Source organism: Rhizobium sp. BK313 (assembly GCF_014193655.1).
GTDB lineage: Bacteria > Pseudomonadota > Alphaproteobacteria > Rhizobiales > Rhizobiaceae > Rhizobium.
This window is the reverse complement of the sequence record NZ_JACHZQ010000003.1, coordinates 528,654-541,529: the sequence shown is the minus strand read 5'-3', so window position 1 is coordinate 541,529 and position 12,876 is coordinate 528,654. Positions and strand designations below refer to the sequence as shown.

The window sequence follows — 12,876 nt, the reverse complement described above, 5'->3', positions numbered from 1 at the left end:
CAATTATGGCTTTAGCCCCAACTCCGCCAGACCACTGCCGTCCATGGCAAAGGGGACCGATGCGTGATCGTGAGCGATCTTCCAGACACCGGCTTCCTTTCTGAGGCCGAGCGTCTCGCGGAACCAGAGGTCGACCTTCGTGCCGTCGGTCTTGGTGCCCAGCATGTGCGTCAGGCCGCTCCAGAAAGCGACATCCCCGCCGATCGTCAGCTTCTGGTCTTCGACATCACCTTCGATCGGCCCTTGCCAGGTATCGAACCAGCTCTGCAGGCCAGCTTGATCCTTGCCCTTATATTGCAGCGGCGCGGCAAGGGTGAATTCCACGATGTCGTCAGTCACATGCGACAGGACGCCGGCGGCGTTCTTTTCTCCTAACGCCGTCGCCCAAGCCACAAGCATGGCATTGATGGCGTCAGCTTCTTCGCGGTTTCCGATAATTTCGGCCATCGTTCGTCTCCTCTATTTGTTGGAACTGAGCAGAGGACGAATGAAAAGGGCTGATCCCGACAGGCCACCCTAGCTTAAATGTGGACTGCCTAATTCTACAAAATCAGTAGTGTACTTTGATCTTCGCAAACTACTTTTGCGATAAAGGCGCGATTGAAAATCAGTGTAGTCGATCTCGTCGCAAGATTCAGGATCTTCGCGGCAACTCATGGTGCCTTCCTGCCGATGAACAGGCCGCTTTCCTTACTAACCTCCAGCACGCCGTTCCCGGCCTGAAACGCTGCGTTGATCGCATCCTGAAATGCCGCAAGCTGTGCCTCATCCGCTGTTTCACCGGGCGGATAGGACGTTAGGGCCAGGAAGACGTCTTCCGGTTCTGTCACCCGCAGGCGGGCCGGATGTTTAGTCATGGTGACACTCCCGAACTGGGCCCGCATGATCCGTTCGGCGGCGTCGTAGCCGAAGGCAGCGCCGGCCGGGTCAAAAGGCGGACTGCCGAACACGGTTGTCAGGGCATAAAGCGCCCGCATGTTTCCGGCTCCGTTGGTCGTCACCGCAAGGAAACCGCCCGGTTTCAGCACGCGATACATTTCTGCAATTCCCCCCGACGGATCGGGCAGGTGATAGAGCATGTGCATCGCTATGACAGCATCAAAGGAACCGTCTTCAAAGGGCAAGGCGGACGCATCAGCCTGCTGCCCTGTTACCGACGCAAAAGGCAATGGCTGACATCGTTCAACGGCTTCCTGAACCATCCCTGGGGAGAAATCGGAAAGTGTAAGGTCCAGCTTTTCCGGCAGTTCCCCCGCTGCTGCCCAGAACCAGCCGGGGCCGCAACCAACATCAAGAACACGATACCCGGATTTCAAGGGTAACTGTCTTGCGACCCATGGAAACCAGCCAATTTCAGCAATCGTGTATTGGCTGTTGAGCCGAGCGCGCGCCGCGAGTTTTCGGCTGTTACCATATTGCTCTGCATTGCCGGCGGTTATTGATGACATGCTTGGCCACCCCCGAAATTACATCCGAACAAACGATCAAGGGCCACCGCATGCGATGGAATTTTATGACATCGCGAAATGGGCACTTTGTTACCGTTGAGCGTTTAAAATGCTTCACGCAGATATTTTCATGGAGAAAAGCTGTTTGCCACGCCTGAGCTAGAAGCGAGGCCTGCACTACCATCTACTTTGATTCCACATTGGTTAAGAGCCGCCCCTGACAGGAGCGACCTTATTTTCTTGATCTGTGGCTATGTTCCTCAGGCCGCCCTTTGCACGCCATAGGGATCAAACCGCCCATAGAACGTCTCGTCCTTCGCCGCCATATCCTTCAACAAGTCCGTCGGCGCGAAATGCGATCCGTAAGTCGTCGCCAACGTTTCACAAAGATTGACAAAGGCTTTGACGCCCATGCCGTCGATATAGGAGAGCGCACCGCCGGTGTAGGGTGCGAAACCGAAACCGAGGATGGAGCCGACATCGGCTTCGCGCGGGTCGGTGACGATGCCCTCTTCCATAGCACGCGCGGCTTCCAGAGCGATGGTAACCAGGAAGCGTTGCTTCAGGATGTTGATGTCGATCTCCTCAGCCTTCTTCTGCGGATACAGATCCTTCAAGCCCGGCCAAAGCGACTTCTTGGCCGGTTTCGGCGGATAGTCGTAAAAGCCCTTGGAATTCTTGCGACCGAAGCGGCCTTCGCCTTCCACGAGACGTGTAACCAACTGCATGTGTCTGACATCAACGGCCCTGTCTCCGAGATCGGCGACGGCGGCCTTGAGGATCTTCAACGACAGGTCGATGGCGACTTCGTCGTTGAGAGCCAAAGGTCCGACCGGCATGCCGGCCATCTTGGCGGCATTTTCTATCATCGCCGGCGGCACGCCTTCGATCAGCATGTCATAGGCTTCCGACATGTAGCGCAGCACGCAACGATTGACGAAAAAGCCGCGGGTGTCGTTGACGACGATCGGCGTCTTCTTGATGGCGGCGACATAATCGAGCGCGACGGCAAGGGCGCGGTCGCCCGTCTCCTTGCCGAGGATGACTTCTGTCAGCATCATCTTCTCGACCGGCGAGAAGAAATGGATGCCGATGAAATCAGCTGGCCGTTTGGAATTCTTGGCAAGGCCGGTGATTGGCAGCGTCGAAGTGTTGGAGGCAAAGACGGCGCCCGCGGGCAGCACGGCTTCGACGGCCTCGATGACGGCTTTCTTCACCTCACGATCCTCGAACACCGCCTCGATGACGAGATCGGCATCGCTGAGGTCGGCATAATCAGCCGAAGGCGTGATGCGGGCAAGCAATGCCGCACCTTCGTCCTGCGTAAACCGCCCCTTACCTATGGAATCCTTGACCAGCCCCTCGGAAACAGTCTTGCCCTTACCCGCAGCCTCCATGTCGCGGTCGATCAGCGTGACCGAAATGCCCGCGGCGGCGGTGACATAGGCGATCGAAGCGCCCATGAAACCGGCGCCGACGACGCCGACTTTCTTCAGCTCAGTCTTCGGCTGCCCGGCCGGGCGGCGGGCGCCCTTGCCGAGTTCCTGCATGGAGACGAACAGCGAGCGGATCATCGAATAGGCTTCGGTCGTCTGCAGCACCTGGGTGAAATAGCGCTGCTCGATCTTGAGGCCGGTGTCGAAGGGCACCTGCAGGCCTTCATAGACACATTTAAGGATGGCGAGCGCGGCCGGATAGTTGCCCGATGTCTCGCGGCGAAGGATTGCGGGCGCAGCCGGCCAGAGCTGGGCTGCAGCCGGCGTCCATATACCGCCGCCCGGCACCTTGAAGCCCTTTTCGTCCCAGGGAGCGACAGGTTTCAGCCCATCCTTGATCATCTGCTTGGCGGTTGGGATCAGCTGATCCGGCTCGACCACCTGATGCACCAGGTTCATCGCCTTGGCGCGAGCCGCCGTCAGCGATTGGCCTGTCGTCATCATCTGCAGCGCCGACTGCGCATCGGTCAGCCGCGAGATGCGCTGCGTACCGCCAGCCCCCGGGAAGATGCCGACCTTGACTTCCGGCAAAGCGATCTTGACGCTCTTGGCGTTCGAGGCGACGCGGCCATGGCAGGCGAGCGACATTTCGAACGCGCCACCCATGCAGGTGCCATTGATGGCCGAAACCCACGGCTTGCCGCAGGTCTCGAGCTTGCGGAAAAGGCCAGTCATGCGGCCGACAAGATCGAAGAGCTTCTGCGCCGCAGCCGCCGGGTCCTTTGCCTTCTCGTCCTGATAGAAGGAGAATATCGATTTGATCATCGACAGATCGGCACCACCGGAAAAGGAAGACTTGCCCGAGGTGATGACCACGCCCTTGACGGCTTTGTCGGCAACCGTCGCATCGATGATGGCGTTCAGTTCGTCCATCACCTCGGTGGTGAAGACGTTCATGGATTTGCCAGGCATGTCCCAAGTGGCGAGTGCGATGCCATCCGCGTCGGTCTCGACGGTGAAATTTGTGTAAGCCATTGCTTTCCCTCCCCTCAGACGCGTTCGACGATCGTGGCCGTGCCCATGCCGGCGCCGATGCAGAGTGTCACCAGCGCGGTGTTGAGATCGCGGCGCTCCAGCTCGTCCAGCACGGTGCCGAGGATCATCGCGCCGGTGGCCCCCAGTGGATGGCCCATGGCGATGGCACCGCCATTGACGTTGATCTTGTCATGCTCGATCTCGAAGGCCTGCATGTAGCGCAGCACGACGGCGGCGAAGGCCTCGTTGAGCTCGAAAAGATCGATATCGGCAAGGGTCATGCCGCTGCGCTTCAGCAGCTTTTCGGTGACGTCGACCGGGCCGGTCAGCATCAGCGCCGGATCGGAACCGATATTGGCGAAAGCCTTGATGCGGCCCCGCGGCTTCAGCCCCATGCTTTCCCCGCCCGCCTTGGAGCCGAGCAGCACGGCCGCTGCGCCGTCGACGATACCGGAGGAATTGCCGGCATGATGCACATAGTTGATGCGTTCGATTTCCGGATGCGCCTGGATGCCGACGGCTTCGAAGCCGCCCATCTCGCCCTGCATCTGGAAAGACGGGTTGAGCGAGGCCAGCGCCTGCATGTCAGTGCCCGGGCGCATATGCTCATCCTTTGCAAGGATCGTTAGTCCATTGATATCCTTCACCGGAATGACCGAATTCTTGAAATAGCCTTTGTCCCAGGCGTTGGCCGCACGCTTTTGGCTCTCGACGGCATAGGCATCGACGTCGTCGCGGGAGAAGCCGTATTTGGTGGCGATCAGATCGGCTGAGACACCCTGCGGCATGAAATAGGCCGGAAAGTTCACCGAAGGGTCCATGAACCAGGCGCCGCCGGACATGCCAAGGCCGACGCGCGACATGCTCTCTACGCCGCCGGCGATGACGATATCGTCGGCCCCTTGCGCAATTTTGGCGGCGCCGAAATTCACCGCATCGAGGCCGGAAGCGCAGAAGCGCGAGATTTGCATGCCGGGCACCGTCGTCGAATAGCCCGCTTCGAAGGCCGCAGCCTTCGGAATGACGGCGCCGGCATCCATCACCGGATCGACGCAGCCCATGATGATGTCGTCAACCGTCTTTGTGTCGAGGCCATTGCGGTCGCGAATTGCCTCCAACGTCTTGGCCGCAAGGCGGACGGACGGCACCTCATGCAACGCCCCATCCTTCTTGCCGCGCCCGCGCGGCGTGCGCACATGGTCGTAAATGAAAACCTCGGTCATGTCTCATCTCCCTGCGGCGGCAAGCGCCGTTCTATTCAGAAGGCTTCCGCCGCCAATTCCATCATCGTGTCGGCGCCGGTTTCGATGCGGGCCTGGCGCAGCGCCGTTTCCGGCATGATGCGCTCCATGTAGAACCGCGCCGTGACGAGCTTGTTCTTCAGATAATCCTCGCGCGCGCTGTCGCCGCCGGCAAGGCCGGCTTGCGCCGCCTTAGCCATCTTCGCCCACATATAGCCGAGGACGACGAGGCCGAAGAGGTGCATGTAGTCTGTGGAGCCGGCGCCAGCATTGTCGGGCTTGGCCATAGCATTCTGCATGAACCACATGGTCGCGGCCTGGACGTCGTTCAAGCCCTTTTTCAGATGCTTTGTGAAGAAGGCCATTTCACCGTCGTTGCGATGCTCCTCGCAGAAATCGCCGATCTCCTTGAACAGGGCCATCACCGCGCGGCCGCCGTTCAGCGCCAGCTTGCGACCGACGAGATCGAGCGCCTGGATGCCGTTGGCGCCTTCGTAGATCATGGTGATGCGGGCATCGCGGACATACTGGCTCATGCCATGCTCTTCGATATAGCCATGGCCACCGAAGACCTGCTGGGCCATGACGGCATGTTCGAAACCCTTGTCGGTCATGACGCCCTTCAGGATCGGCGTTGCGAGGCCGAGGATGTCGTCGGCCGCCTGCCGCTCCTTCTCGTCCGCCGAGCGGTGGGCGATGTCCGACTTCAGCGCTGTCCAGAGCAGGAAGGCGCGGCCTGCCTCGTTGAACGCACGGATCGTCATCAGCGAGCGGCGGATATCGGGGTGAACGATGATCGGATCGGCTTGTCTGTCCGGCGCCTTCGGGCCGGAAAGCGACCGGCCCTGGATGCGCTCACGGGCATAGGCGGCGGCGTTCTGATAGGCGATCTCGGCAATCGATAGACCCTGCAGACCGACACCGAGGCGCGCCTCGTTCATCATCACGAACATGGCGTTGAGGCCCTTGTTCTCCGCACCGATGAGAACGCCGGTCGCCTCGTCATAGTTCATCACGCAGGTGGCATTGCCGTGGATGCCCATCTTGTGCTCGATCGCGCCGCAGGAGACCGGGTTGCGGCTGCCAAGAGAGCCGTCGGCCCCAACCATGAACTTCGGCACGATAAACAGCGAAATGCCCTTGGTGCCCTCAGGCGCACCTTCGATGCGGGCGAGCACCAGATGCACGATATTGTCCGTCATGTCGTGCTCGCCGGCGGAGATGAAAATCTTCTGGCCGGAAATCTTGTAGCTGCCATCGGCCTGTGGGACGGCCTTGGTGCGCAGCAAGCCGAGATCGGTGCCGCAATGCGGCTCGGTGAGGTTCATGGTGCCGGACCATGTGCCCTCGACCATCTTCGGCAGGTAGGTCTGTTTCTGCGCTTCGGAGCCATGCACCAGGATCGCGGCGATGGCGCCTTGCGTCAGGCCGGGATACATCATCAGCGACATATTGGCGGCGGAGGTATATTCACCGACTGCGCAATGCAGCGTGTAAGGCAGCCCCTGCCCGCCGAATTCTTCCGGCACCGCCAAGCCCAGCCAACCGCCTTCACGATAGGCCCGGTATGCCTCCTTGAAGCCCTTCGGCGTCGAGACCGTACCGTCGTCTTGACGGACGCAGCCTTCCTGATCGCCGGAGTAGTTCAGCGGGAAAAGCACCTCTTCCGCCATCTTGGCAGCCTCGCCGACGATCGCCTCGATCATGTCAGGGCTGGCCTCAGCGAAACCCGGCAGATTGTTGTAGCGTTCCAGCCCGAGCACATCATTCAGGACGAAAAGCGTATCGTTCACCGGGGCCTTGTAGACTGGCATCTTTCGAATTCCTCCAATTCGCCGCCGGACTCGCACTCCGGCTTCCCACGGAGTCTTACAAAATATTGACGTTTGCGTAAACGTCAAATTTATGTGACGAGCCGGATTTTTAGGTAGGGCGACCGACCTGGCGAGCAATGGAAATGATATGGCAGGCGACGGAGAGCCGCATGCCATATGGCAGCGGGCTTATCGAAAAGACGACCGTCGATCTCACGGGCATCTGTCGGTCGGTGAGCTCGCGACTTCCACGCTCCCGAGTTATCCAGCCAGAGTTTGCCCGACAGCCTGTCGGCTGAACATGGCATTGAGCGTTGCGCGCAGAGGACGCTCGATGAGGTAATAACTTGCCACGCCGCAGGCAACCCCCAGGATAAGCAGGAAAACGGGCGGTACGACACCTAAGCCGGTCAGTTTGTAAAAAGGCTCTTGCCACAGATAGATCGAAAAGGAGCACCGACCGAAAAAGCGGAGTGCGTCGCCTTCGAAATTCCTGCGGAACCATGGTGCAGAATATTCGATCCCGATGACCGCCATTGCCAGCAGGATCGTCTTGACTCCGAAAAAGACCGTAGCGTCCAGGCCGAACATCCGCGCCAAGATCGCGCTCGCTAAGCCGCATGGCGCGATCCATGTCCAAGCGTCACGATGCAGTCCCGGCCTGAAAATAATGAAGAGAGCTGCGGAGATGAATATCCCTGCCATGGCGACATCGGTGCGCCACGTCACCAATCCGGGGTCTCCCACCGACGTATCGATCCGGACTACACCATTGATCATGGCTATCACTCCCGCCGCGAGAATGATGCCCGAAGTGATGGATTTACTCCGAGAGCGGGTCGCGAAGGCGATCAGACCCAGGAGGATATAACTGTGCTCCTCGACGCATAGGGACCAGATATGATCCAGCAGGGAAAATGGGAGTCCATAGACCAAGGCATAGTTCATGGTGAACGTCAGCGCAAAAGCGGCGACCTTCAGGCCATATTCACCAACCGTGCCATGAAACGCCAGGCCGGTGATCAATACGAAAACGAACAATGTCGGATAAATGCGCGCAAACCGTCTGGCGAAGAACATCGGAAGCGGCATCTGTTTGACGAACAGAATATCCGCCATCAATCGCCCCGACAGCACGAAGAACAGATCCACACCAAAAGAGCTGACGTTCGGCACATATCTGTCGGCTCCGAAATGGCCCATCAGCACCACGATGACCGCCAGCCCACGCCATCCATCCAGGGCCAATACATGATGCGCCTGGTCCGATTCACGGGCGATGGATGGCGGCACGAACTCGACTCCCAAAAGATATTCAAGTCGTCCGATTATTTCACAACTTAATTGAGAAAATTATAACCGCCGCTCAATTCGAAGGACCCGCATTTCTATCCGTCCAAGCAAAGCAAAACAGAGGGAACGATGGAGGTTCAATTCCTCTCCTTCGATAGTGGCAACATTCGTCACATCCATAAGAACATGAGCATATTCAATAACAAGACCAAAATAAAAGGTTAAGATTTCGGCAAAACTTAACGGGTTGTTTACTACGTTTCGTGAATTGTGCGGGATGAGCAGCGATGCTTCGCGTTCCTTTCATATTTAGCTTTGATGGAGCGCCGTTTCGCGGTTCAGCCTGAGGAAAGCCTAATAAACTATCTCTTTCCGAACGGTGGGATGCGGTCTGCGCGCGAATGCCGCGAAGCCGTCTTCCCACAAGCAAGGTGGCCTTGAGTGGTCCATATGTCGAAGCGAGCAAAAAGATGAGCGGATCGCGATCAAATCCTACCGGCACGGGCGACTGGACGTCGCTGGATGCGTTGAGCCGCACCATCGAGGGGCTGGAGGCGCGCATCGAAGGCCTGATGGGCACGGCTGCCGTCCGGGACACGCATCAGCGTGTCGCAAGCGGTTATGCCGCAGCGCCCGAGCGGACGCCTAGGCCGGAACGTACTCCCCTTCCGGAACGCACACCGCGCATTGAGCGCGAAGCGTATCCCGGCCGCCCCTACGAGCGCCCTCTCCATGCCGAACGTCGGGAACGCGCGGAAGCCGAATTGCGGCCCGATCCCCTTGCTGAAATCCGCCAGCGCCAGCGCGCGCTGGAGGCGAGCCGCGAGCGCCTGCATGCCCGTCGTGAGGAAGCCCCGATTGCCGAGCAGCCGCCACTTGGCAGGCGCGTCGGTGAAAATCCGGCTTCACGGCAACCACTACCTTCCGCGCTGCGCCCTGCCGCCGAAAGTTCCGTCGATATCGCGCAAGCGCTGGTCAACCTGCGGCAAGACCTGAAACGCGATATCGCCGAGAGCATTACCCGCGAAGTCAGTGCGTTGCGCGCTGAAATCCGCGACATTCGCAGCAATGCCGAAGACAAGCATTTCGCCGCTGATGTGCGCGAGGACATGGCGCGGCTTGCCGACAGCATCAGCCAGCTTGCCGGTCATCCCGGCCAGCCGGAAACTGCTGGTCTGAAGGCGGAATTCGATGAATTGCGCTCGCTGATGGACGGGCTCGCCCGTGAGGATTCGCTGCACCATGTCGAGCGCCAGGTTCAGGCAATCGACACTGTCGGTCTGCAGGAAGAACTAGTGTCACTCGCCTATCGCCTGGACGATATCAAGCAGCATCTGGGCGGCCTGAGCGACAGCCCCGCCGTGCATGCGCTTGAAAACAAGCTGCTGTCGATCGCCACAGCCATGGAAAGCCTCGGCGGCATGATGCAGCCGCACGATCAGGCCATGCAGCGGATCGAAGGCCGCATCAGCGGACTCGCCGACCAAATTGATGTGATGAGCCGCGATGCGGCGCGCCGCCAACCTGCCGACGATCTTTCCGGCCGCCTCGAAGCGCTGACCATGCGCATCGACGAGCTCGGCAGCGCCAAGGCGGCCGCCCGCCTGGAAGAGCGCCTGGATCAGCTCTCCTATCTGATGGAACGCTCGCAGAAGGCGACGCCGCAGCCGGAACTTGTCAACCATCTCGCCGATATCTCTCGCAAGATCGATGCGCTGGAACACGGCTCGGTCGACCACGTGCTGGCCGAACGGCTGGACTATCTGGCGCGACGCATCGACGAGATGGATTTCCATCCGCCGCATCCAGTCGCAAACCTCGATGATGGCGCGGTCCGTCGGCTGGAAGGCCGTCTTTCCGATATCGCCATGCGGCTGGAGGCGAGCACCGCCGCGCCGCCGACCGACACGCAGGCGCTACGCCATCTCGAAGAACAGATCGCTCATCTTTCGACGCTGCTGATGAGCGAGCCTCGGGCGGTTGCAGACCACATTCCCGCCGATTTCGATCGCCGCATGAGTGCGATCGAAGATTATATGACGACCAATGACGAGTATATCATCGAGGCGGCCCGGCACGCGGCAGAAGCCGTCGTCGAGGCCTACTCGCGCGAAGGCATCCTTGGCCATGGCGTGCCAGCTGTCGACATGTCGGCGATGACGGCGCTGGCTGAAGATCTTCGCCATCTCGAAGACCTCAGCCGCAGCAGCGACGAGCGCACCCACCGCACCTTCGAGGCGCTGCACGACACGCTGCTCCAGATCGCCGACCGGCTGGATCATATGGAACATCGCCAGCCGGCGCCTGCCATGCCGGCCGCCAAATTCGAGAACGATGTTTTCGCCCATACCGACGCGGCCGTGAAGCCGCCCTTGGCTGCACCGCACAAGGCCGGACCAGTCATCCGCACCGTTGCGCCTGCCGAATCCACGGCATCGCCGGAAGCCGCCGTCGCGCAAGCGGTCGATGCGGTCACCAAGGCGGAGATCAAGGCCGCAGCGAAGAAGGACGGGGCGAAATCGGGTCTGCTCGCCAACCTCGGCAGACGTTTTTTCATGCCCGAAAAGGCCGAACCGATCTTCCTGCCCGACCGGCCGGTGATCGAGCAGGCGCCGTCGATCGATCCAGTCGACATGATGCCTGCCGAGGAGGCGAATGAGCTGCTCGAGCCAGGCTCCGGCGCACCTGATATCAAGAAGATCCTGGAGCGCGTACGCGCCAGCCAGAATGCCGCGCGCAGCGGCACTGTCAAACAGCCGAGCGATAACGAGCGCGCCGACTATATCGCCGCCGCCCGCCGCGCCGCGCAGGCAGCCGCAATGGAAGTGGACCAGACGCAGCGCTCGGCTCCTGCGGCCAAGAACGGCGAGAAGAAGCGCGGCGCGTTCTCGCGCTTCCGCCGGCCGATCCTGCTCGCTATCGGCGCAGCACTACTTGCGATCATGGCTTTCCCCTTGGTCAACACGCTGACGCGTGGCCAAAAGGCGCCGCCGCCGGCCGAAGTCTCGGTGCTGACCTCAGCCGCCGAAGGTGCCACCGCAAACAGCGCCGTCGCCAATGCAGCTCAGGCGCCGGCACCGGAGGCTCAGGCGGCAACGAATGCGCCGGCCAGCCAGGAACCGACAGCGCAAGCTTCGGCCACTGATGGCGGAGGGGCCGCGCAAATCTCTCCGGTGCCAGCCAATCCGGCCGTCGCCACGGCGAACGATCATCTGACGACTGCAGCACCCCTCGACGGCAACCAGGCCAGTGAAACGCTGACGCCGGCCGGAGACGCCGCTCCTGTTCAGCAAACCGCAGCCTTCGTACCTGCCAATACCACGACGACTGCAGCACCGGTCGCCCCGGCGTCAGCGCCCGCCACCGCGATCACGGTACCTGACGGCATCCAGCCGCCGACGCTCGTTTCCGCCGCCAAGTCCGGCGATCCCGTCGCATTATTCGAAATCGGCGCGCGCTACACGGATGGCCGCGGCGTTGCGACCGACCTCAAACAGGCAGCAAGCTGGTATCAGCTTTCCGCCGACAAGGGTTTCGCACCGGCGCAGTACCGGCTCGCCAGCATGTACGAGAAGGGCAATGGCCTCGACCGCGATCTCGCCAAGGCCAAGCAATATTACGAGCAGGCCGCCAATCAGGGCAATGCCAGCGCCATGCACAACCTTGCCGTCCTCTACGCCTCGGGCGCCGCCGGCGCACAGGACTACCCGACCGCGGCAAACTGGTTCATCAAGGCGGCCAATCTTGGCGTGTCCGACAGTCAGTTCAACCTCGCCATCCTCTATGCGCGCGGCAACGGGGTGAAGCAGGACCTGCAGGAATCCTACAAATGGTTCGCGATCGCTGCCAAGGGCGGCGACAAGGACGCTGCGCAGAAGCGCGACGAAGTGGCCAACGCCATGAAACAGGATGAGCTCGAAAGCGCCCGCGCCAAGGTCGACCTCTGGAAGCCGCAGCCGCTAGACGCCAAGGCGAACGGCACGACTATCCCCGACGAGTGGACGACCGGCAAGGGCGTCAACACCGCCTCGATCGACATGAAGAAGGCGATCCGCAACATCCAGGCGATCCTCAACAACAACGGCTTCGACGCCGGCACGCCGGATGGCAACATGGGCGGCAAAACCGTCGCTGCGCTGAAGAGCTTCCAGAAATCCGTCGGCCTCCCGCAAGACGGCCGGGTGACCGATCAGGTCGTCAAGGAACTTCTGGCCCGCAACAAATAAACCGAGGGCTTCATTTCCGATCGATGAAGCCTTCGAACGCGCTGTCGTCGCGATGCACGATCTCGAGCCGCGTGTTCGAGGCGAAGGAGCGTTTGCCCTTGACGCCGTTTCCCCTTGCGGCTGCCATTCGCACGATCAAGTCGTCAGCATATTTGATCGCCCCGACTGACGGTAAGCCGCGATCTCGCGCCATGCGCCGAAAACCGTCACACAATCGCGGAAAATGCCGCGTTACATTGGATTGAAGAATTCGATAGCTGAATGACGCCATCGCTTTTCCTAAGGCTCTGGCAATCATTTCAGATTAGAATCGTCTGTTTAAAGGGGAAATTGTTCAAGGCGTCCGGTCGTTTGCGCTCGGATACCTGCAACTGGGATCAGAC

The 12,876-nt window shown here is 60.4% G+C and carries 8 protein-coding genes; 1 reads left to right on the top strand and 7 read right to left on the bottom strand.

The window, feature by feature from the left end:
* Positions 1 to 3: 3 nt before the first annotated feature.
* The 6 genes from FHT86_RS19055 to FHT86_RS19030 form a co-directional block, all read right to left on the bottom strand.
* A complete protein-coding gene (locus FHT86_RS19055; protein WP_133708383.1) occupies positions 4 to 447 on the bottom strand; it encodes a YybH family protein in 444 nt (147 codons plus the stop codon).
* Between the two features lie 206 nt (positions 448 to 653).
* On the bottom strand, positions 654 to 1,448 hold the full coding sequence (locus FHT86_RS19050) for a class I SAM-dependent methyltransferase (RefSeq protein WP_133708382.1): 795 nt from the start codon (positions 1,446 to 1,448) through the stop codon (positions 654 to 656).
* A 260-nt stretch (positions 1,449 to 1,708) separates the two neighbouring features.
* Positions 1,709 to 3,919, bottom strand: a complete 2,211-nt coding sequence (locus FHT86_RS19045; protein WP_133708381.1) for an FAD-dependent oxidoreductase — start codon at positions 3,917 to 3,919, stop codon at positions 1,709 to 1,711.
* A 14-nt stretch (positions 3,920 to 3,933) separates the two neighbouring features.
* Positions 3,934 to 5,142, bottom strand: coding sequence for an acetyl-CoA C-acetyltransferase (locus tag FHT86_RS19040; protein ID WP_133708380.1), 1,209 nt, complete (start codon positions 5,140 to 5,142; stop codon positions 3,934 to 3,936).
* 35 nt (positions 5,143 to 5,177) lie between these two features.
* Positions 5,178 to 6,974 (bottom strand): acyl-CoA dehydrogenase C-terminal domain-containing protein, encoded by a 1,797-nt coding sequence (locus tag FHT86_RS19035; protein WP_133708379.1) that lies wholly within the window; start codon positions 6,972 to 6,974, stop codon positions 5,178 to 5,180.
* Positions 6,975 to 7,235: 261 nt separating this feature from the next.
* Positions 7,236 to 8,267 carry an acyltransferase gene (locus FHT86_RS19030; RefSeq protein ID WP_312862398.1) on the bottom strand — a complete coding sequence of 344 codons (1,032 nt, stop codon included), beginning with the start codon at positions 8,265 to 8,267 and terminating at the stop codon, positions 7,236 to 7,238.
* Positions 8,268 to 8,737: 470 nt separating this feature from the next.
* Here FHT86_RS19030 and FHT86_RS19025 point away from each other — a divergent pair, with 470 nt between their 5' ends.
* Complete coding sequence (locus tag FHT86_RS19025; protein ID WP_133708378.1) at positions 8,738 to 12,493, top strand: peptidoglycan-binding protein; 3,756 nt, start codon at positions 8,738 to 8,740, stop codon at positions 12,491 to 12,493.
* 10 nt (positions 12,494 to 12,503) lie between these two features.
* On the opposite strand, the gene FHT86_RS19020 is transcribed toward FHT86_RS19025, so the two are convergent.
* Complete coding sequence (locus FHT86_RS19020) at positions 12,504 to 12,764, bottom strand: hypothetical protein (protein WP_133708377.1); 261 nt, start codon at positions 12,762 to 12,764, stop codon at positions 12,504 to 12,506.
* Positions 12,765 to 12,876 lie beyond the last annotated feature (112 nt).

Bases quoted from the DNA above. Each gene is read 5' to 3' on its own strand.
- FHT86_RS19055 (WP_133708383.1), bottom strand. From the start codon at position 447: ATGGCCGAAATTATCGGAAACCGCGAAGAAGCTGACGCCATCAATGCC.
- FHT86_RS19050 (WP_133708382.1), bottom strand. From the start codon at position 1,448: ATGTCATCAATAACCGCCGGCAATGCAGAGCAATATGGTAACAGCCGA.
- FHT86_RS19045 (WP_133708381.1), bottom strand. From the start codon at position 3,919: ATGGCTTACACAAATTTCACCGTCGAGACCGACGCGGATGGCATCGCA.
- FHT86_RS19040 (WP_133708380.1), bottom strand. From the start codon at position 5,142: ATGACCGAGGTTTTCATTTACGACCATGTGCGCACGCCGCGCGGGCGC.
- FHT86_RS19035 (WP_133708379.1), bottom strand. From the start codon at position 6,974: ATGCCAGTCTACAAGGCCCCGGTGAACGATACGCTTTTCGTCCTGAAT.
- FHT86_RS19025 (WP_133708378.1), top strand. From the start codon at position 8,738: ATGAGCGGATCGCGATCAAATCCTACCGGCACGGGCGACTGGACGTCG.
- FHT86_RS19020 (WP_133708377.1), bottom strand. From the start codon at position 12,764: ATGGCGTCATTCAGCTATCGAATTCTTCAATCCAATGTAACGCGGCAT.